This window comes from Streptococcus sp. CF4-3, from assembly GCF_024295385.1.
In the GTDB taxonomy this organism is placed as follows: domain Bacteria; phylum Bacillota; class Bacilli; order Lactobacillales; family Streptococcaceae; genus Streptococcus; species Streptococcus infantis_I.
Genome location: NZ_JANCPN010000004.1, coordinates 22677 through 40944, shown reverse-complemented (window position 1 = coordinate 40944; position 18268 = coordinate 22677). Strand labels below are relative to the sequence as shown.

The 18268-nt window shown below is 40.9% G+C and carries 24 protein-coding genes, 2 pseudogenes and 1 other annotated feature; of the genes and pseudogenes, 4 read left to right on the top strand and 22 right to left on the bottom strand.

Annotated features, from left to right (window positions below):
- Positions 1–39: 39 nt before the first annotated feature.
- A complete protein-coding gene (locus NML75_RS04695) occupies positions 40–606 on the bottom strand; it encodes a mechanosensitive ion channel family protein (protein WP_006152683.1) in 567 nt (188 codons plus the stop codon).
- Between the two features lie 229 nt (positions 607–835).
- Here NML75_RS04695 and NML75_RS04690 point away from each other — a divergent pair, with 229 nt between their 5' ends.
- Positions 836–1804, top strand: coding sequence for an aromatic acid exporter family protein (locus NML75_RS04690; RefSeq protein ID WP_254804177.1), 969 nt, complete (start codon positions 836–838; stop codon positions 1802–1804).
- A gap of 53 nt (positions 1805–1857) precedes the next feature.
- Here the strand turns inward: NML75_RS04690 and NML75_RS04685 are convergent, their stop codons facing one another.
- Positions 1858–2112, bottom strand: coding sequence for a DUF3165 family protein (locus NML75_RS04685; RefSeq protein ID WP_254804176.1), 255 nt, complete (start codon positions 2110–2112; stop codon positions 1858–1860).
- Between the two features lie 19 nt (positions 2113–2131).
- Entirely contained in the window at positions 2132–3973 is a 1842-nt protein-coding gene (typA, locus tag NML75_RS04680; protein WP_004251427.1) for a translational GTPase TypA, read from the bottom strand.
- Positions 3974–4134: 161 nt separating this feature from the next.
- Between typA and NML75_RS04675 the strand changes: the two genes are divergently transcribed.
- Positions 4135–4860, top strand: a complete 726-nt coding sequence (locus NML75_RS04675; RefSeq protein ID WP_254804175.1) for a 16S rRNA pseudouridine(516) synthase — start codon at positions 4135–4137, stop codon at positions 4858–4860.
- Positions 4861–4900: 40 nt separating this feature from the next.
- On the opposite strand, the gene NML75_RS04670 is transcribed toward NML75_RS04675, so the two are convergent.
- The 3 genes and pseudogenes from NML75_RS04670 to NML75_RS04660 all read right to left on the bottom strand — a co-directional run.
- On the bottom strand, positions 4901–5134 hold the full coding sequence (locus NML75_RS04670; protein WP_254804174.1) for a DUF4190 domain-containing protein: 234 nt from the start codon (positions 5132–5134) through the stop codon (positions 4901–4903).
- A gap of 195 nt (positions 5135–5329) precedes the next feature.
- The gene (locus tag NML75_RS04665) at positions 5330–5557 is read right to left on the bottom strand and encodes a hypothetical protein (RefSeq protein ID WP_016465489.1); all 228 of its coding nucleotides are present in this window, start codon (positions 5555–5557) and stop codon (positions 5330–5332) included.
- 91 nt (positions 5558–5648) lie between these two features.
- Positions 5649–5777, bottom strand: a pseudogene (locus NML75_RS04660) (rhodanese-like domain-containing protein); the annotation flags it as partial.
- 24 nt (positions 5778–5801) lie between these two features.
- Between NML75_RS04660 and NML75_RS08815 the strand changes: the two are divergent.
- Positions 5802–5930 (top strand): hypothetical protein, encoded by a 129-nt coding sequence (locus NML75_RS08815; RefSeq protein WP_302851156.1) that lies wholly within the window; start codon positions 5802–5804, stop codon positions 5928–5930.
- A 178-nt stretch (positions 5931–6108) separates the two neighbouring features.
- Here NML75_RS08815 and NML75_RS04655 read toward each other — a convergent pair whose 3' ends face one another.
- The 8 genes and pseudogenes from NML75_RS04655 to NML75_RS04620 form a co-directional block, all read right to left on the bottom strand.
- Positions 6109–6378, bottom strand: coding sequence for a hypothetical protein (locus NML75_RS04655; RefSeq protein WP_254804173.1), 270 nt, complete (start codon positions 6376–6378; stop codon positions 6109–6111).
- A 104-nt stretch (positions 6379–6482) separates the two neighbouring features.
- Positions 6483–6578 (bottom strand): annotated as a pseudogene (locus tag NML75_RS04650) (DUF4190 domain-containing protein); the annotation flags it as partial.
- A gap of 88 nt (positions 6579–6666) precedes the next feature.
- Entirely contained in the window at positions 6667–7047 is a 381-nt protein-coding gene (locus NML75_RS04645; protein ID WP_254804172.1) for a rhodanese-like domain-containing protein, read from the bottom strand.
- A 5-nt stretch (positions 7048–7052) separates the two neighbouring features.
- Positions 7053–7277 carry a YqgQ family protein gene (locus tag NML75_RS04640; protein WP_024053574.1) on the bottom strand — a complete coding sequence of 75 codons (225 nt, stop codon included), beginning with the start codon at positions 7275–7277 and terminating at the stop codon, positions 7053–7055.
- A 58-nt stretch (positions 7278–7335) separates the two neighbouring features.
- Entirely contained in the window at positions 7336–7797 is a 462-nt protein-coding gene (locus tag NML75_RS04635) for an ECF transporter S component (RefSeq protein WP_254723929.1), read from the bottom strand.
- Positions 7775–8548 carry a bifunctional hydroxymethylpyrimidine kinase/phosphomethylpyrimidine kinase gene (locus NML75_RS04630; RefSeq protein WP_254804171.1) on the bottom strand — a complete coding sequence of 258 codons (774 nt, stop codon included), beginning with the start codon at positions 8546–8548 and terminating at the stop codon, positions 7775–7777. Before NML75_RS04630 ends, NML75_RS04635 begins: the two co-directional genes overlap by 23 nt.
- Positions 8538–9287 carry a tRNA pseudouridine(38-40) synthase TruA gene (truA, locus tag NML75_RS04625; protein WP_254804170.1) on the bottom strand — a complete coding sequence of 250 codons (750 nt, stop codon included), beginning with the start codon at positions 9285–9287 and terminating at the stop codon, positions 8538–8540. The genes NML75_RS04630 and truA overlap by 11 nt, the downstream gene beginning before the upstream one ends.
- A gap of 67 nt (positions 9288–9354) precedes the next feature.
- On the bottom strand, positions 9355–9828 hold the full coding sequence (locus tag NML75_RS04620; RefSeq protein WP_049494320.1) for a GNAT family N-acetyltransferase: 474 nt from the start codon (positions 9826–9828) through the stop codon (positions 9355–9357).
- A 70-nt stretch (positions 9829–9898) separates the two neighbouring features.
- Between NML75_RS04620 and NML75_RS04615 the strand changes: the two genes are divergently transcribed.
- On the top strand, positions 9899–10561 hold the full coding sequence (locus tag NML75_RS04615; protein ID WP_254804169.1) for a prepilin peptidase: 663 nt from the start codon (positions 9899–9901) through the stop codon (positions 10559–10561).
- On the opposite strand, the gene trpA is transcribed toward NML75_RS04615, so the two are convergent.
- The 8 genes from trpA to trpB (NML75_RS04575) form a co-directional block, all read right to left on the bottom strand.
- On the bottom strand, positions 10530–11312 hold the full coding sequence (trpA, locus tag NML75_RS04610; protein WP_254804168.1) for a tryptophan synthase subunit alpha: 783 nt from the start codon (positions 11310–11312) through the stop codon (positions 10530–10532). The two genes, NML75_RS04615 and trpA, sit on opposite strands and share 32 nt — an antisense overlap.
- Positions 11305–12528, bottom strand: coding sequence for a tryptophan synthase subunit beta (gene trpB / locus NML75_RS04605; RefSeq protein WP_254730612.1), 1224 nt, complete (start codon positions 12526–12528; stop codon positions 11305–11307). Before trpB (NML75_RS04605) ends, trpA begins: the two co-directional genes overlap by 8 nt.
- Positions 12506–13105 (bottom strand): phosphoribosylanthranilate isomerase, encoded by a 600-nt coding sequence (locus NML75_RS04600; protein WP_254730613.1) that lies wholly within the window; start codon positions 13103–13105, stop codon positions 12506–12508. The genes trpB (NML75_RS04605) and NML75_RS04600 overlap by 23 nt, the downstream gene beginning before the upstream one ends.
- Positions 13092–13859 carry an indole-3-glycerol phosphate synthase TrpC gene (gene trpC, locus NML75_RS04595; protein ID WP_254804167.1) on the bottom strand — a complete coding sequence of 256 codons (768 nt, stop codon included), beginning with the start codon at positions 13857–13859 and terminating at the stop codon, positions 13092–13094. Before trpC ends, NML75_RS04600 begins: the two co-directional genes overlap by 14 nt.
- On the bottom strand, positions 13856–14860 hold the full coding sequence (gene trpD / locus NML75_RS04590) for an anthranilate phosphoribosyltransferase (protein ID WP_254730619.1): 1005 nt from the start codon (positions 14858–14860) through the stop codon (positions 13856–13858). Before trpD ends, trpC begins: the two co-directional genes overlap by 4 nt.
- A 10-nt stretch (positions 14861–14870) precedes the next feature.
- Positions 14871–15437 (bottom strand): aminodeoxychorismate/anthranilate synthase component II, encoded by a 567-nt coding sequence (locus NML75_RS04585; RefSeq protein ID WP_254730623.1) that lies wholly within the window; start codon positions 15435–15437, stop codon positions 14871–14873.
- Positions 15434–16795: an anthranilate synthase component I gene (gene trpE, locus NML75_RS04580; RefSeq protein ID WP_254730626.1), complete on the bottom strand. Its 1362-nt coding sequence runs from the start codon at positions 16793–16795 to the stop codon at positions 15434–15436. The genes NML75_RS04585 and trpE overlap by 4 nt, the downstream gene beginning before the upstream one ends.
- Positions 16796–16866: 71 nt before the next feature.
- Positions 16867–17092 (bottom strand) — a binding site (T-box leader).
- A complete protein-coding gene (trpB, locus tag NML75_RS04575; RefSeq protein WP_254730629.1) occupies positions 17089–18267 on the bottom strand; it encodes a tryptophan synthase subunit beta in 1179 nt (392 codons plus the stop codon). Its footprint overlaps the feature before it by 4 nt.
- Between the last annotated feature and the right edge of the window lies 1 nt (position 18268).

Sequence of the window (18268 nt, the reverse complement as noted above, 5' to 3'; positions counted from 1 at the left end):
GTCAAACTCCCTCTATTGTACCATAAATCAAGTAAAATTTCAGTTCAACTCATCTCTTGAAAAATTGCTAACCACGGTAATATTACGGTTGGGAACAAAGTGGAGAGCCTGGTCTTCACCTCTTAGTTGAGTGGTTCGAATTCCGACACTAACTACTTTTCCCGATACAGTAATGGGTCCATTTGTCAAAACAACTTCATCCCCTACATCCAACTGGCGTTCAAAGAGGATAAAGAAGCCATTGATAACATCTGATAAGAAGCCCTGCGCCCCCATACCAATCGCAACCCCAGCAATCCCAGCACCAGCTAGTAAACTGGATACAGGTAGCCCTAGGATAGACAAAATGCAGTAAACTAAAAAGAAATAAAGGGTGTAATTAAAAATATTTTCTAATAAACGCGAGATTGTCTTTTGTCGTCCTGCATCACGATTTGAATACTTAAGTGAAGGCTTCACAATTTTCTTGACAGCTGCATGGAGAAGCTGTTTAGCTATGTAAAATAGCACAAATAAAATTAAAAGAGAAATCACTTTCGTTAAAAGATTCTCAAATACCGTTGTTAAATCTAGCTTATTAAAATAACTTTTAAAAAATTCTTGCATGTAAAACTCCTTTCTAATTATTATACCACAAAACGAAGTTGTATCTGGCTTCATAAGTATTCATTCCAGGTCCATCAAACATACATAGACTTGATTTCAAAGCATATTTATACTATAATCAAACCACTACATGGAGAACAAATTATTTTCTCAATAACTCTCTTGGAATAGACCTTTCTACCTTACCTACTACTAAAACTTTAAAGCATTTATCTCAAGGAAGTATTCTATGTCTATCACACAACGCACTCTTAAACTAGTCCTAGCAACTTGTTTTGCTTGTTTACTAGCCTACTTTTTTGATTTGTCATCAGCTGTTTCAGCTGGTATAATTGCTATTTTGAGTCTTTCTGATACTCGAAGAAGCACGATCAAGCTAGCCCGCAATCGTCTTTTTTCAACCTTGCTAGCGTTAATAATTGGTGTTATTGCCTTTCAACTAACTGGTTATCATATCTGGAGCTTTGGACTTTACTTAGCAATCTATGTTCCTCTAGCCTATAAACTCGGTTGGGAAATTGGAATCACTCCTAGTAGCGTCTTGGTTAGCCATCTCTTAATCCAACAATCAACAGCACCAGCACTTTTACTGAATGAGCTCTTACTCTTCCTAATCGGTACTGGCTTTGCACTTCTGGTCAATCTCTACATGCCTTCACGTGAAAAAGAAATTCAACATTATCATACGCTTGTTGAAGAAAAACTCAGGGATGTTCTTCTACGGCTTTCTTACTATCTGAAAAAAGGAGATGGCCGTAATCAGGCTCAACTAGTCAACGAACTTGATCAACTACTTGAGGATGCTCTTAAGCTAGTTTACCTCGATCACTCTGACCATCTCTTTCACCAGACAGATTATCATATTCACTACTTTGAGATGCGACAAAGACAAACGCGTATCTTAAGAAATATGGCTCAACAGATTAACACATGCCAACTAGCAGCTAGTGAGAGTTTGATTGTCTCTCAGCTCTTTTCAAAAACAGCTAGCCAATTGAGTCAAACAAATCCAGCCTATAACTTATTGAATGATATTGAGAGCTACCTAGAGGTGTTTCGCAAGCGATCTCTCCCTAAAACTAGAGAAGAGTTTGAGACACGGGCAACCCTATTACAACTCTTTCGTGAATTAGAACATTTTATCCAGATAAAAGTAGATTTCTACAACCGTTATTCTGACAAAAACAGTAACAAATAAAAACTTCTATCGGCAACTCAGTTGCTGATAGAAGTTTTTTGTTATGAATAGATTTAATGTTCGCGCTTCTTTCGAATCGACATGAGACTGATATCTCTCAAACTAAAGTAAGTAAGAGCCAGCATTCCCAATGTAATAAAGATTTCTGCTGGAAGTTGGAAAATCTGTAGGGCAGATAAGAGCAACAAGATTACGAGGGCAACAAGTCCAAAGACTAATATTACAACGTTGACCGTCCCCTTGATACTTTGAGGTGTCGCAAATACATAGAGTAGTAATAAGAGTATCCCTATGATTAAATAGACCATCTTTATCTCTTTCTAGCTCTTATTCAGCTGATTTTTTCTTTTTGTTTGCTTTCTCACGCTCTGCCTTGTTGAGGATTTGCTTACGCAAACGAATCGATTCAGGCGTTACTTCCATGTACTCATCGTCATTCAAGAACTCAAGTGATTCTTCAAGTGTCAAGATACGAGGAGTTTTGATAACCGCTGTTTGGTCCTTAGTAGCTGAACGAACGTTAGTCATTTGTTTTGCTTTCGTGATATTAACAGTCAAGTCATTCTCACGAGAGTTTTCACCGATGATCATTCCTTCGTAAACCTCAGTACCTGGGTTGACAAAGATAGTCCCACGTTCTTCGATAGACATGATAGAGTAGGTTGTAGCCTTACCAGCATCGATAGAAACAAGGGCACCACGGTGACGTCCACCAATTTCCCCAGGAATCAATGGCAAGTATTGATCGAAGGTATGGTTCATGATCCCGTAACCACGAGTCATTGACAAGAACTCAGTTGAGTATCCAATCAAACCACGCGCAGGAACTAGGAAGACCAAACGAGTTTGACCATTACCAGTTGAAATCATATCCAACATTTCACCCTTACGTTCAGAAAGGCTTTGGATAACAGATCCTTGGTATTCTTCTGGTGTGTCGATTTGCACGCGCTCAAATGGCTCACACTTCACACCATCGATTTCTTTGACGATAACTTCTGGACGAGATACTTGAAGCTCATAACCTTCACGACGCATAGTCTCGATGAGGATTGACAAGTGCAATTCCCCACGTCCTGAAACTGTCCACTTATCTGGTGAGTCTGTTGGATCTACACGAAGAGATACGTCTGTTTGCAACTCAGCTTGAAGACGTTCTTCAACCTTACGAGAAGTAACCCATTTACCTTCGCGACCAGCAAATGGTGAGTTGTTAACCAAGAAGGTCATTTGAAGAGTAGGTTCGTCGATGTGAAGAACTGGAAGAGCTTCAACTGCATCTGTTGGAGTGATTGTTTCCCCAACGAAGATGTCTTCCATACCTGATACGGCAATCAAGTCACCAGCCTTAGCTTCTTGGATTTCACGACGTTCCAAACCAAAGAAACCAAAGAGTTTTGTAACACGGAAGTTCTTGGTTGTACCATCAAGTTTAGAAAGAGTAACTTGGTCTCCGACCTTAACAGTACCACGGAAGACACGTCCGATACCGATACGACCAACGAAGTCATTGTAGTCAAGAAGAGACACTTGGAATTGAAGTGGCTCATCTGAGTTATCGATTGGAGCTGGAATGTGGTCAATAATGGTATCAAAGATTGGCGCCATAGTCTTTTCTTGGTCGGCTGGATCATCTGACAATGAAGATGTTCCGTTGATTGCTGAAGCATAGACTACTGGGAAGTCAAGCTGATCATCATCTGCACCAAGTTCGATGAAAAGTTCTAAAACTTCATCCACTACTTCTGCTGGACGAGCTGATGGTTTGTCAATTTTATTGATAACAACGATTGGGACAAGGTCTTGTTCCAATGCTTTTTTCAATACGAAACGAGTTTGAGGCATAGTACCTTCGTAGGAATCCACTACCAAGACTACACCGTCAACCATTTTCATGATACGTTCAACTTCTCCACCGAAGTCCGCGTGTCCTGGTGTGTCCATGATATTGATACGAGTTCCGTTATAGGCAACGGCTGTATTTTTCGCAAGGATGGTAATTCCACGCTCTTTTTCAATATCGTTTGAGTCCATTGCACGTTCAGCTAATTCTGTACGCGCATCAAGAGTTTCAGATTGTTTTAATAATTCGTCAACGAGGGTTGTTTTACCGTGGTCGACGTGGGCGATAATCGCGATATTACGGATATCTTCTCTTAATTTTGTCATGATTTCCTCTGTTATATTCAAAAATTTATTTTCTAACTGAGCAATTATACCACAATTTTAAGCAAATGACTTAACTCAAGTAAGTGTAAATGTTTTCAAAAGAAAATTCATGACTTATCTTTTCTTTTCAAAAATTCCGACTTGTGATAAGATAGGCTGGTATGCGTTTAGATAATTTATTAGCCCAGGAAAAAATCAGTCGAAAATCTATGAAACAGGCTCTTCTCAAAAAAGAAATCTTAGTAGATGGAGTCCCTGCTACTTCCCTTGCACAGAATGTTGATACGGGATTACAAGAGTTGATTTTTCAGGGTAGAAAAATCCAAGGATATGAGCATACCTATCTCATGCTTCACAAACCAAATGGTGTCGTGACAGCAAGCAAGGACAAGAAGCTCCCAACGGTTATGGATTTACTACCTCAATACCTCCAATCAGACCAACTCTATGCTATCGGTCGGCTAGATCGAGATACGACGGGGCTCCTCCTCTTAACGGATAATGGCCCTCTAGGTTTTCAACTTCTCCACCCTCAATATCATGTCGATAAAACTTATCAAGTTGAGGTGAACGGCTTGCTCACACCAGAACACATCCATCAGTTCAAAAACGGGATTGTCTTTCTTGATGGAACTATTTGTAAACCTGCTCAGCTTGAGATTCTATCTTCAAGCACTAGTCTCAGCCAAGCCACCATCACCATCTCTGAAGGGAAATTTCATCAGGTCAAGAAAATGTTCCTCTCAGTTGGTGTCAAGGTCACTGCCCTCAAACGAGTTCAGTTCGGAGATTTTCTATTAGATTCTGATCTAGCAGAAGGTCAATACCGACCCTTGAATCAAGAGGAATTGAAAATCATTAAAAACTATTTAGATAAAAGTGAATAAAACAAAAAAGCTTTAAACATAAAGCTTTTTAAAATCTTCTTTAGCGTATGAATAGCATGATACCTAAAATAAAGTTAAGAACAGAAATGACAATACCTACAATATTGAGAGTTCGTTCTTTTTTATAGTCTAGTTCAGGTTCTTTTTGAAGTGAGATAGCCAAGACTAGACCAACGATACCCAAAAACAGGCCTACGAATGGATTTAGTAATCCGAGGACAATAGATAGGATACCTGAAATGAGTGAGTGTTTTTTCTTTTGCTGCGCATTCATTTTATAAAAACTCCTTAATTTTGATACTCATTAATAATACCATAAAAATTTGATTTATTTATTTAGTAGCATTTTTGTACTATGTTAACCAATTTATTGAAACAAGAAGAACTAAAAATGATTAAAATCCACTTAACGAAAAGTAGATAAAACAAAAAAGCTTTAAAAATAAAGCTTTTTTTGTTAGAATCCTGATTAGTGCATCATCAAAATGAATCCTGCAATCCAGTTAAGGACTGAAATAACAATCCCTACGATATTGAGAATTTTTTCTGTTTTATAATTTAGTCCAGATTGATTTTGGTGTGAATTCCCCAATACTAATCCAATGATACCCAAAATAAGACCTACGATTGGAGATAACAAACCAAGGACGATAGATAGGATACCTAAAACAAGCGATGCTTTTTTCTTTTCTTGCATAATAAAAACTCCTTAAAATTTATATAAATTATTATACCATAAAAAATCGGTTTTCTATATTAAACATATGTGACAAGTTGTTTTCACATTGTTAACTAGATTTCACCTTTCCTGTCCAAGAATCCAATCCGTAAGAGAGGATATAGATTTCTGAGAAACCTTGTTTTTTCAAGAAAAGTGCTGCATTTGTAACACGTTGTGCACGTTGGTTTTCATATATACAAGAGAGAAAGGCAAGTCCAAGATGGAAGATAAGGTTGGGCTTACTTTAGCGTGTTTGAATCTCAAAAAACTAGTAAAAATGAGGGTGGGGAAAACTTTTTATTTTGTTCAAATGACCATTATTCTAGCAAAAGATGGCATTTTAGCCTGACAAACAGAAAAAGACAAACACCATTTGGAATGTTTGTCTTCGGTCTGAGAGGCTAGGACTTTTGTCCCAGCCTCTTTCAATAAACTATTCTCCTAACTGTTTCTTCAACCAGGACTCCGCCTCTTCTAAAGACTGGTCTGTTAGAACATCGGGCTGAATTGCCTCATTCTCATAAATCTTATTTCCATTTCTCACTCTTGGAAAATGCAATCATGAGACCCGAACCAGCTAGAACTGCCAAAATAACAAGACAGATATTCTTCAGAGGATAGAGCCATTCTTTATTTTCCTCATGCCACCTTGACTTCCAAAGGCCAACATAGTCAGCGCTCATATGTTCGGGTTGATTCAGCTGGATATTGATCACAATGGCTAGTAAGATCAGGGCAAGTAAAGCAAGCGCAATCAGCCAAACTTTCTTTTTTTTCGTTAGATTAACACTCTTCATTCTTTTCTCCTTCTACTTTCTGTTTTCTGTTTTAAAAAAACTTTTTTACACTACTTTTCTTTCACTTCTATTTCCGAATGACGATAGCCATAGCCAAAGTAAATCAAAATTCCCAAAATCAGACGTACAATTGGAGATAGCAAACCGAGCACAATAGATAGGATACCTAAATTACGTGCAGTTTTTTTCTTTTCTTGCATATTGAAAAACTTCTTAAAATTTAATACAAATTAATTATACTATAAAATAATAGCTCCATCCTATCATTCGACAGCTTTTTACATAAGATTAGCTGGTCTTGACCTTCCCTGTCCAAGAATCCAATCCGTAAGAGAGGATATAGATTTCTGAGAAACCTTGTTTTTTCAAGAAAAGTGCTGCATTTGTTACACGTTGCGCACGTTGGTTTTCATATAGAAGGACAGGTTTATCCTTGCGAAGAGCTGCAAGACTTGTCTTCAATTGATTTGAAGGAATATTACGAGCTCCGAGGATATGTTTTCTGTGGAAGTCAGCTGGCTCACGCAAGTCAATTAGCTGACCTGTACGAATCAAAGATTCAAACTCTGCATTGTCAACAATTTTTGCTGCACGGCGAATACGAAGATAGTTGTATCCCATCCATGCCAACACCGCCACTACAAGTCCCCATAATACCCAAGTTACCATAATATCTAATCTCCATTTTTTTCTAAATAGTCTAATTCTAGTTTGTGCTCTCTGCGAAGAACAGCCTCCGCTTCTAGATAATCCAGCTTATCCATCAAGCCAGCATCGTAGATTCGAGAAAGTTCTATCTTCATTAGTTCAATATCATAGAGGCGTTTGCCCATATAGACAAGAATGCCGAACTGTTTAAGAAATTGCTGCACATCGTAGAGTGTTTTCATAGCTTTCATTTTAGCAAAAAATCAGAGTTTTTTCAATAGTTCCCTTGGAGGATTGCTCTTTTTACTATTATCTAGCTTTCTTCACACTATGACAAAGAAGAAAGCCTACTGTCATACCAACGATATTTTGCACAAGATTTGGGACGATTTCTGGTAGGGCTGCTCCCCAACCATTCATCCAAGCCGATGCAAAAGCGTAACCTGCCACCATGATGATGGTTGCCAAGACTAATCCTAGCCACTGCCATTTCCCTTTAACACCTGCCAAATATCCCTGCGAACCATGGAAAATCAAGCTGAAGAACATCCACTGAGGATAACCTGAAATCAGGTCAATTAGAAATCCTGCTAATCCTCCGACAACAGCTCCTTCTCGACTCCCAAAGTAAAAGGCCGTAAAGAATATTCCAGCATCCAAAAGAGTTAGAAATCCTGTTGGTGTTGGGATTTTTACGAAATAGCCCAAAACTACGGATAGGGCTGCTAAGATGGATACTAGAGCGATTTTACTTGTTTTTGTTTGCTTCATATTGTCTTACTCCATACTGATCTGCTTGTTCAATGGCACGGTAAACAAAGGCTTTGGAACTCTCAACCGCAGGTAATAGCTCCTCTCCCTTGACTAACTGGCTGGCAATGCTTGAGGCAAAGGTACAACCAGCACCTGCATTTTGTCCTTCTAAGACTGGATTCTCAAAAATGGTAAAATTCACTCCATCATAAAAGACATCCACAGCCTTATCCTGACTAAGGCGATTCCCACCTTTAATAATGACTGCTGGTGCACCCAAGTCATGTAATTTTTGAGCCGCAGCCTTCATATCGTCCAAGGTTTCAATCTTTTGGCCTGCTAGCAATTCTGCCTCAGGAAGGTTAGGAGTAATCACAGATACATAAGGGAAAAAGCGAATCAACTCTTGACAAAGCTCGCTGACTGCAACATCATGCGTTTCCTTACAAACGAGAACTGGATCCAATACCACTGGAACTCCTGTACGTTCCTTGATAAAGTTAAGAGCTTTCTCAGCAACACCAACAGTCGGTAAGAGACCAATCTTAATCCCTCCAAAGTCTACGCTCTTGAGACTATCCAACTGTTGTTGGAAAATAGTCTCATCTGTCGGAAAGACCTCAAATCCATTTTCTGTCAAGGCAGTCAAGCAAGTCATAGCTACAAAACCATGTAAACCATTTAAAGTATAGGTCGCAAGGTCAGCAGCTAGTCCACCACCACTAAAAATATCATTTCCTGAAAGTGCTAAAATACGATTATTCTTCATAACGAATCTCCTTCAAATACAAACCATTGGGTGCTGCAGTTGGACCTGCCAACTGTCTGTCTTTTTTCTCCAAAATCAGGTCAATCTGCTCTATCGGCATTCTGTTATTACCAATTTTCAGCAAGGTCCCGACCATATTTCGAATCTGCTTATAGAGGAAGCCATTACCAGAGAAGGTAAAGGTCAAAAATTGACCGGTCTCGTCAACCCTAAGACTGGCTTCCGTGATCGTTCTTACCTTGTCCTCCACACTGGTTCCGGCAGCAGTAAAACCGGTAAAATCATGGGTTCCTTCTAATTTCTTTACAGCCTTTTGCATCCGTTCCACATCAAGTGGATATGGATAGTGGGTGACATAATGACGTCTCATAGGATTTTTAGGACGCCCTCTATCCACGATAAACTCGTAGGTCTTGCTATGCTTGGCATAACGGCAATGAAAATCATCAGCCACAATCTCAATCGAAATCACATCGATGTCTTCAGAACTTTGGGTATCAAGAGCAAAGCGAAGTTTTTCCTCATCCATCTGATAGGGGAGATCAAAGTGGATGACCTGCCCTAAGGCATGAACACCACTATCCGTTCGCCCTGCACCATGGATGGTAATGGCCTGCCCTTTATTTAATTTGGTTAAAGTTATTTCAATTTCCTCTTGGACACTACGCGCGTGTGGTTGCCGTTGAAAACCAGCAAAGGCGTAGCCATCATAGGAAATGATTGCTTTATATCTAGTCATATATCTATTTTATCAAGAAAATTTCTCTGCAACAAGTTTGAAAACCAAAAATTGTACGGGGATAGTTTTAGATATCAACTAGTCCTTGCCTCGATTTCCTCATTATATATTTACGTTCTGGAACTTCAATGGTTTGAACGATTTCAAATCCTTCTTTTTGGTAAAGATTTTTTGCTCTTTGATTGGACTCAAAAACCGTTAGGGAAATACTTTCTATTTCTTCATTTTCAAACATTTCTTGAAGAAAGTACTGGAAAGCTTTTCGACCTAATCCTTTCCCCTGTTTCTGGGGATTGATAAAAAATCTCCCGATATGAAGATTCCTGTCTTCTAGCCTGATTTTCTGGATGACGCCTACAAACTCTTCTTCAACAAAAATGGAAAAAATTCCCTCCAGCTTTTGTAAGGATTGGACAATCAAGGGATAAGAAATTTTGGGTCCCATCCATTGCTTCTGAAAACTTTCTCCCAAAGCATTAGACCAGCGACAAATGAGTTGGGCATTTTCTATCTGAAGTCCTTTTTCAAAGTGAATTTTCATATTTGCTCCTAAAATTTCTCCTTTATCCAACTATTATACTCTTTCTCTTATTTTTTCCGAATTAATAAGTATGATTCACCTTTACTTTTTTCTTGTTGGAGCTATTTTTGCTTCCTTTCTTGGATTGGTCATTGATCGTTTCCCTGAGCAATCCATTGTTTTCCCTGCTAGTCATTGTGATTCTTGTCAGACTCGTTTGAGACCACTGGATTTGATTCCGATTATTTCTCAAGTGATTAGTAATTTTCGCTGTCGTTACTGCAAGGTTCGCTATCCTGTCTGGTATGCTTTCTTTGAGTTATTCTTGGGGCTATTCTTTCTAACTTTTTCTTGGGGATTTCTAACTTTGAGTCAAATCATACTGGTAACTGCCGGCTTAACTTTGGGCATCTACGACTTTCGTCATCAGGAATATCCCTTGCTCGTTTGGCTAATTTTTCACTTAATCCTCATGGTTTGCTGTAGTTGGAATCTAATCATGGCTTTCTTCCTAGTTCTTGGAATCATTTCCCATGTTATTGATATTCGCATTGGGGCAGGTGATTTTCTTTTTCTGGCCTCTTGTGCACTCGTATTTACACTTACAGAACTTCTAATTTTAATTCAATTTGCTTCCACTACTGGCATTCTAGCCTTTCTCCTACTAAAGAAAAAGGAAAGACTTCCTTTTGTGCCCTTCCTCTTGCTTGCTACTTGTGTGATTATTTTTGGGAAGCTACTGCTTCTCGGATAAAGTCAGCGATTTCTGCTACTTGTCCTTCATGCAGAGCCTTAACAATCTTGGAACCGACGATGACGCCGTCTGATACTGCATTAAATCGTTCTACATCATCCTCGGTGGATACACCAAATCCTGTCAAAACTGGAATGTCAGCCACTTGATGAAGTTGAGACAAGTGCTTGTCCAAATCATCTCGGTAATTTCCTGATTTCCCTGTGACCCCATTGATAGCAACGGCATAGACAAATCCTTCTGACCCTTCAATGAGTTCCTTTTGACGCTCAATTCCTGTCGTCAAGCTGACAAGTGGAATCAAGGCAAGGTCTGTATCCGCCAAAAAGGGCTCTACAAAGTTAGCGTGCTCATGAGGAAGGTCTGGGATAATCAAACCTTTAACAGCTGTATCTGCTAAATCTTTAACCAATTTCTCAACACCATACTGAAAGAGGGGGTTAAAGTAGGTCATGATGACAAGCGGGATTTCTGTTTCAATGGTTTTCAAGGTTTCAACCAAAGCCTGGGTAGAGGTTCCGCGAGCTAGACTGCGCAAGCCTGCTTCTTCGATAACAGGACCATCTGCAACAGGGTCTGAAAAGGGAACTCCCACTTCAATGGCAGAAACACCCAAGTCTTCTAAAAAGTGGATTGTTTCAGCGAGACCAGCCAAACCTTTTTCATGGTCTCCAGCCATGATATAGGGAACGAAAATTCCCTTTCCTGCTGCTTTAATTGCATTCAATTTTTCTGTTAGTGTCTTAGGCATGAGCTTCTCCCTTCTTTGCTGCGTCTGCTTCCAAGCGGTCTTTAACTTGAACTACATCCTTGTCTCCGCGACCTGATAGACAGACAATCATAGACTTGTCTGGACCAAGTTCTTTGGCTAATTTCACCGCAAAGGCGATAGCGTGACTAGATTCCAAAGCTGGGATAATCCCTTCCACACGAGACAAGAGTTGGAAGCCTTCCAAGGCTTCCTCATCTGTCACAGGAACATAGGTCGCACGCTTGACATCGTGGTAATGAGAATGTTCTGGACCGATACCTGGGTAGTCCAAACCTGCTGAGATAGAGAAGGCTTCTAAGATTTGTCCATGGGCATCTTGGAGAACATCCATGAGAGAACCGTGAAGAACTCCTGGGCGACCCTTGGTCAAGGTAGCTGCGTGATGCTCTGTATCCACACCAAGTCCTGCCGCTTCAGCTCCATACATAGCTACAGATTCATCTTCCACAAATGGATGGAAGAGACCGATAGCATTCGAACCTCCACCAACACAGGCTACTAGGGCATCTGGCAAATCTTGCCCTGTCAAGTCACGGTACTGTTGTTTAGCTTCTCGACCGATAACACTTTGAAAATCACGCACAATTTCTGGAAAAGGATGAGGCCCCAAGGCAGAACCAAGGATATAGTGGGTATCATCGATGTTGGCTACCCAAGAACGAAGGGCTGCATTGACTGCATCCTTGAGCACGCGCGAACCATCTGTCACTGCCTCTACCTTAGCTCCTAAAAGCTCCATGCGGAAAACATTGAGGGCTTGGCGTTTGACATCTTCCTCACCCATGTAGATGGTACATTCCATGTTAAAGAGTGCCGCAGCTGTTGCAGTTGCTACACCATGCTGACCAGCACCTGTTTCAGCGATAATTTTCTTCTTGCCCATGCGTTTAGCCAGTAAAACTTGTCCTAAGGCATTGTTAATCTTGTGGGCACCTGTATGGTTGAGGTCTTCACGTTTAAGATAAATCTTGGCTCCGCCAATATGCTGGGTCAAGTTTTTTGCGTAGTAAAGAGGAGTTTCACGACCTACATACTGGCGCAAAAGTTGGTTTAACTCCTCTTGGAAACTTGGATCTGCCTGACTTTCACGATAAGCCTCTTCTAATTCCAATACTGCTGTCATCAATGTTTCTGGGACAAAACGTCCACCGAATTTCCCGTAAAATCCATCTTTATTTGGTTCTTGATATGCCATTCTTTACCCTCTCTATAAATCTTCTAATCTTTTCATGATCTTTTTGTCCGTCTGTTTCTACTCCGCTTGACACATCTACTGCAAAGGGAGTAAAGTGTTGAATAGCTTCTTCTACATTATCCTCATTGAGCCCACCTGCGATGAAGAAAGGCTGAGATAGTTCTGTCGTATCCAGTTGCTCCCAATCAAAGGTCTGACCACTTCCTGCCACAGGTGCATCAAAGAGGAGATAGTCTGCCTGAGAATTGGGCACATGGCCATTCCCATCAACTTGAACAGCCTGAATGCTGCCACAAGGCAAATTTTCAAATAGTTTTTCTACTACCTGACCGTGAACTTGTACAAAGTCCAAACCAACTTTGTCTACCGCTTCTAACAGTTCTGTCCGACTGGGTGAAACAAATACTCCAACCTTTTGAATATGGCTAGGAATAATCTCAGCCAGCTCTATGGCTTGTTCTACGGTCACCTGTCTTTTGCTAGGAGCAAAGACAAAACCAATGTAGTCTGCTCCAGCCGACACAGCTGTTTTTACCGCTTCTTTGGTCGATAGTCCACAAATCTTAACCTTTGTCAATCTGCAACTCCTTGATTCTCTGGGCTACATTTTCTGCCTGCATGAGGGCTGTTCCTACTAAAATTCCGTTAAAGTAGGGTGCAACACGTTTTGCATCCTCCTCTTTAAAAATGGCAGATTCAGAAATATACAAGCAATCGTCCTTGAAGTGTTTGGCCAAGTCTACACTGGTCTGTAAGTCTACTTCAAAGGTTGTTAAATTACGATTGTTGACACCAATAATTTGAGCGCCAAGACGGTGAGCAGCTTCTAGTTCAGCCAGATTATGAGTTTCCACCAAAACTTCTAGTCCAAGCTCTGTCGCATAGTCATACAGTTCCTTGAGCCGTTCTTCTGATAAAGCCGCTACGATGAGTAAGATAACTGTCGCACCTGCATTGCGAGCACGGATGATTTGCTTTTCATCGATGATAAAATCCTTGTTCAGCGTCGGAATCTCTACCTGACTGGAAATCTCACGAAGATAATCCAAATGACCTTTGAAGAAAACTTCGTCTGTCAGAACAGAAATCATAACAGCGCCGTTAGCCTCGTAAGCCTGGGCCTGTTGAACGATATCCACATCCAGATTGATATCACCCATACTTGGACTCGCCTTCTTGACCTCTGCAATAATTTGCAGACGTTCTTGATGGTTTTTCAAATATTCAGCCAAACGATAGCTTTCTCGCAAGGGCTGAAGTTCCTCTCGTTCCATCTTTTCAACTTCACGCGCCTTCTGCTCTAGAATACGTGATAAAAATTCCTGACTCATTTTTGGTACTCCTGTAATAGTCTAAGTTTTTCAAGAGCCTTACCACTGGCAATCACTTGACGTGCCAATTCAACTCCGTCCTTGATACTGTCTGCTTTACCATTGGCATAAAAACCAAGGCCAGCATTTAAGACTGTTGTTTCCAAGAATGGACTTGGTTCGTTATTAAGAACGCTAACAAGAATGGCTGCATTCTCATGAGCATTACCACCACGAATGTCCTCAATGGCAATGCGTTCCATTCCCAAATCTTCTGGAGTAAAGGTTGACAAAGTGATTTCTCCATTTTCAAGAAGGGCAATGCTGGTAGTACCATTCAAACCAGCTTCATCTAATCCTTCTGGACCAGCTACTACGATAGCACGTTTGCGACCCATGTTTTTCAAAACCTGAGCAGTACTTTCCAGAAGTTCAAGACGACTGATTCCTAGAAGCTGTGTTTCCAAGACCATTGGGTGAATGAGTGGACCTGTCAAATTCATGATGGTTGGAATTCCCAATTCCAAGCGTGCCGGCATGATATATTTCATAGCTGGGTGCATGTTTTTGGCAAAGAGAAAGACAATTCCTGTTTGATCAAATACTTTACCTAATTGTGCTGGCTTGAGGTCAATATTGATTCCCAAAGCTTGCAAGACATCTGCTGAACCAGATTTAGAAGAAATAGAGCGATTTCCATGTTTAGCCATGTGGATGCCACCACCTGCCAAGACAAAGGCTGCAGTTGTAGAAATGTTGAAGCTAAATGACTTATCTCCACCTGTACCACAGTTATCCATAGCATCTTGAATGTTGGTTGGAATGTGTTGAGCATGTCCTCTCATAACTTGGGCGAGGGCTGTTCTTTCCTCAGGTGTTTCTCCCTTCATCTTAAGGGCTAACAGTAGAGAAGCGATTTGTGCTTCTGTCACTCGCCCTGTCACGATGCGTTCGATCACATCCGTCATTTCAACACCTGATAGATCTTCAAAGTTCGCTAATTTTTCAATAATTTCTTTCATTTTGTCTTCCTCACTTTACAACTTTCTCGATAAAATTCTGAATAGAAGATAGGCCATCTGGCGTTCCTATACTTTCTGGATGATACTGCAAGCCATAAATCGGCAAGGTTTTGTGTTGAATCCCCATAATGGCTTGGTCATCTGTCGAACGAGCTGTCACTTCAAACTCTTCTGGCATCTCTTCAATTAAAATACTGTGGTAACGCATGACTGGACGATTATCCTCGATTCCTTGATAGAGAACGGATGGAGTCTCAAATCGAATCTGACTCTGCTTGCCATGCATGACTTTTGGAGCCAAGCCCAACTTGCCACCAAAGACTTCTGCGATGGCTTGGTGCCCTAAACAAATCCCTAGAATAGGTTTCTTACCTGCAAAATCACGAATCATTTCTTCCATCTTCCCAGCATCAGCTGGCCAACCTGGGCCAGGAGAAAAAACCAGTCCATCTACCTTTGTAGCTACTTCATAAAGGTTTGGATCATCATTTCTCAAAACCTGAACTTCTGCGAAATTCCCAATGTATTGAGCCAAGTTATAGGTAAATGAATCATAATTATCAATCAATAAAATCATGGTCTTAGTTCTCCCATTCTAGTCATAGATTTAGCTTTATTAATGGTTTCTTGGTATTCGTTTTGAGCGATAGAATCATAAACAATTCCTGCCCCAGCCTGTACGTAGGCTGTTTTATTTTTAAGAATCATGGTTCGAATAGCAATGGCAAAGTCCATGTCTCCAGTTGCTGATAGGTAACCGATAGCTCCTGCATAAACACCACGCTTCTCTGTTTCCAACTCATAGATGCGTTTCATAGCCCGAATCTTTGGTGCCCCCGATACTGTTCCTGCTGGAAGAGTCGCTTTCAAGGCATCCATGGCAGTCAGTTCTGGAAGCAAACGTCCTTTAACCACGCTGGTCAAATGCATGACATAGCGGAAAAGTTCCACTTCCATATACTTGGTTACTTGGACACTTGCTGTTTCAGCAATTCGACCGATATCATTGCGTCCTAGATCCACTAGCATTCGGTGTTCTGCCGTTTCCTTTTCATCAGAAAGTAGATCACTTGCAAGTGCTGCATCTTCCTCGTCATTGGCACCTCTAGGTCGTGTCCCTGCAATTGGATTGGTTGACACGATGCCATTCTTGACGGAAACCAAACTCTCAGGACTGGCACCAATGATTTGATAATCTCCGAAGTCATAAAAGTAGAGGTAATTTGATGGATTTGTCACTCGGAGATTTCTGTAGAAGTCAAAAGGATTTCCAGTTACTTCTGCTGAGAAACGTTGACTGAGCACGCATTGGAACATATCTCCATTGCGAATCAAGTCGCGAGCTGTTTCTACCATTTCTTCAAATTTCTGAGATGCAATATGTGGTCTAAACTGAAGTGGAGAAAGGTCCAAATCTTCAAATTCATTTGGAGCAGGGATTTTCAACTCCTCTAAAACTTGATCCAAAGCTGCTTCTAGTTCTTCATTGCTTCGATCACTGTAAAGAGCATCCTCGATGATATGAATTTTTTCTTTCTTGTGGTCAAAAACTATATAACTCTCATATACGAAGAAATGCATATCTGGCGTACCAATCGTATCCTCAGGGAGCTGGCCAATTTCTTCATAGAGAGAAATCATATCGTAACCAACAAAGCCAATCGCTCCACCACCAAAAGGTAGGTCTGAATGGTGCTGGCTCTTATGAGTCACTTCATAAAGGAAATCCAAGGGATCACGATCAATGACTTGCCCATTTTGATAAAGAACTCCATTTTCGAACTTAATCTCAAAAACTGGATTATAGGCCAAGATAGAAAATCGAGCATTTTCCTTTTCTCTCGGGATACTTTCAAGTATAACCTTGTGTTGTCCGTTCAAGCGCATGTAAGCCAAGATTGGTGATAAAACATCTCCATGAATGATTCGTTCCATTGTAATTTCCCTTTCAGTTCTTCTTAAATCCCGTGTTGATTCTACAAAAAATCCCCACGCAAAATAACTTGCGTGAGGACGAAATTCGCGGTGCCACCTCAATTATAGGATTTCTCCTATCTCTCATTCCTGTCTCAGATAGCTCCTGTAACAGGTTGTGCGATAAAGGGCACTCCCTTGAGAATCATGTTTTCTTCTCTCATTTGAGATGGACCCAATCTTACAGCTTTCTCTGCTTGTTTTCAGCAACCACAAGCTCTCTGTGAGAGAAATCTCTGTATCTTTTCCATCTTTTATTTTTTAGCTTCAAGGTAGTCTGCAATAGCAGCTACGTCCTTGTCTCCACGACCAGAGACATTGATGACGATAATCTCATCTTTACTTAGTTTTGGTGCTCGTTTGACCGCTTCTGCGATAGCATGGGAGCTTTCAATAGCTGGGATAATTCCTTCAGTCTTGCTAAGTAGAAGCAAGGCTTGGACAGCCTCTTCATCAGTCGCTGCAACATACTCTACACGACCAGAGTCTTTAAAGAAGGCGTGTTCTGGTCCAACCCCTGGATAGTCTAAACCAGCAGAGATAGAGTAAACTGGCGCGAGCTCTCCATCTTCCTTAAAGACTGCATAGGTCTTCATCCCGTCGACAATTCCTACACTACCCTTGGTCATTGTTGCCGCGTGTTTATCGGTATCTAAACCGTGACCAGCAGCTTCTACCCCAACCAATTTAACTTCTTCATCAGCTACATACTGTGAAAAGGCACCGATGGCATTAGAACCACCACCCACACAGGCAATAACGTAGTCTGGCAGACGTCCTTCTTTTTCCAAGATTTGACGACGAGATTCTTCACTAATCACTTTTTGGAACTCATGAACAATAGTTGGGTAAGGGTGAGGACCTACAGCCGAACCTAAAACGTAGAAGGCTTCAAGGTCATTCATCCATGCTCCAAAGGCTGCGTCAACCGCATCTTTGAGGGTACGAGTACCAGTTTCAACTGCGTGAACAGTTGCTCCCATCATCTCCATACGGAAGACATTGAGACGTTGACGCTCCACATCTTCTGCCCCCATATAGACATCACATGCCATACCAAACTTAGCTGCAGCAGCCGCAGTCGCAACACCGTGCTGGCCAGCTCCTGTCTCAGCAATGACACGCTTTTTACCCATGCGTTTTGCTAGAAGGATTTGACCCAAAACATTATTAAGTTTGTGAGATCCAAGGTGGTTAAGGTCTTCACGCTTGAGATAAATCTTAGCTCCACCTAGGTGCTCTGTCAAACTTTCCGCAAAATAAAGCGGTGTTTCACGACCTGAATAATCCTTCAAGTAATGACGATATTCTGCCAAAAATTCTGGATCATCCTTGTATTTATCAAAAGTCACTTCCAACTCATCTAATAAAGCCTGAATTGGTTCTGGTACAAAACTACCACCAAATTGTCCAAAATATCCTTTAGTTGTCATA

Excerpts from the sequence above, each read along its gene's own strand:
- NML75_RS04695 (WP_006152683.1), bottom strand. The coding sequence starts at position 606 with ATGCAAGAATTTTTTAAAAGTTATTTTAATAAGCTAGATTTAACAACG.
- NML75_RS04690 (WP_254804177.1), top strand. The coding sequence starts at position 836 with ATGTCTATCACACAACGCACTCTTAAACTAGTCCTAGCAACTTGTTTT.
- NML75_RS04685 (WP_254804176.1), bottom strand. The coding sequence starts at position 2,112 with ATGGTCTATTTAATCATAGGGATACTCTTATTACTACTCTATGTATTT.
- typA (WP_004251427.1), bottom strand. The coding sequence starts at position 3,973 with ATGACAAAATTAAGAGAAGATATCCGTAATATCGCGATTATCGCCCAC.
- NML75_RS04675 (WP_254804175.1), top strand. The coding sequence starts at position 4,135 with ATGCGTTTAGATAATTTATTAGCCCAGGAAAAAATCAGTCGAAAATCT.
- NML75_RS04670 (WP_254804174.1), bottom strand. The coding sequence starts at position 5,134 with ATGAATGCGCAGCAAAAGAAAAAACACTCACTCATTTCAGGTATCCTA.
- NML75_RS04665 (WP_016465489.1), bottom strand. The coding sequence starts at position 5,557 with ATGCAAGAAAAGAAAAAAGCATCGCTTGTTTTAGGTATCCTATCTATC.
- NML75_RS08815 (WP_302851156.1), top strand. The coding sequence starts at position 5,802 with ATGGAAGATAAGGTTGGGCTTACTTTAGCGTGTTTGAATCTCAAAAAA.
- NML75_RS04655 (WP_254804173.1), bottom strand. The coding sequence starts at position 6,378 with ATGAAGAGTGTTAATCTAACGAAAAAAAAGAAAGTTTGGCTGATTGCG.
- NML75_RS04645 (WP_254804172.1), bottom strand. The coding sequence starts at position 7,047 with ATGGTAACTTGGGTATTATGGGGACTTGTAGTGGCGGTGTTGGCATGG.
- NML75_RS04640 (WP_024053574.1), bottom strand. The coding sequence starts at position 7,277 with ATGAAAGCTATGAAAACACTCTACGATGTGCAGCAATTTCTTAAACAG.
- NML75_RS04635 (WP_254723929.1), bottom strand. The coding sequence starts at position 7,797 with ATGAAGCAAACAAAAACAAGTAAAATCGCTCTAGTATCCATCTTAGCA.
- NML75_RS04630 (WP_254804171.1), bottom strand. The coding sequence starts at position 8,548 with ATGAAGAATAATCGTATTTTAGCACTTTCAGGAAATGATATTTTTAGT.
- truA (WP_254804170.1), bottom strand. The coding sequence starts at position 9,287 with ATGACTAGATATAAAGCAATCATTTCCTATGATGGCTACGCCTTTGCT.
- NML75_RS04620 (WP_049494320.1), bottom strand. The coding sequence starts at position 9,828 with ATGAAAATTCACTTTGAAAAAGGACTTCAGATAGAAAATGCCCAACTC.
- NML75_RS04615 (WP_254804169.1), top strand. The coding sequence starts at position 9,899 with ATGATTCACCTTTACTTTTTTCTTGTTGGAGCTATTTTTGCTTCCTTT.
- trpA (WP_254804168.1), bottom strand. The coding sequence starts at position 11,312 with ATGCCTAAGACACTAACAGAAAAATTGAATGCAATTAAAGCAGCAGGA.
- trpB (WP_254730612.1), bottom strand. The coding sequence starts at position 12,528 with ATGGCATATCAAGAACCAAATAAAGATGGATTTTACGGGAAATTCGGT.
- trpC (WP_254804167.1), bottom strand. The coding sequence starts at position 13,859 with ATGAGTCAGGAATTTTTATCACGTATTCTAGAGCAGAAGGCGCGTGAA.
- trpD (WP_254730619.1), bottom strand. The coding sequence starts at position 14,860 with ATGAAAGAAATTATTGAAAAATTAGCGAACTTTGAAGATCTATCAGGT.
- NML75_RS04585 (WP_254730623.1), bottom strand. The coding sequence starts at position 15,437 with ATGATTTTATTGATTGATAATTATGATTCATTTACCTATAACTTGGCT.
- trpE (WP_254730626.1), bottom strand. The coding sequence starts at position 16,795 with ATGGAACGAATCATTCATGGAGATGTTTTATCACCAATCTTGGCTTAC.
- trpB (WP_254730629.1), bottom strand. The coding sequence starts at position 18,267 with ATGACAACTAAAGGATATTTTGGACAATTTGGTGGTAGTTTTGTACCA.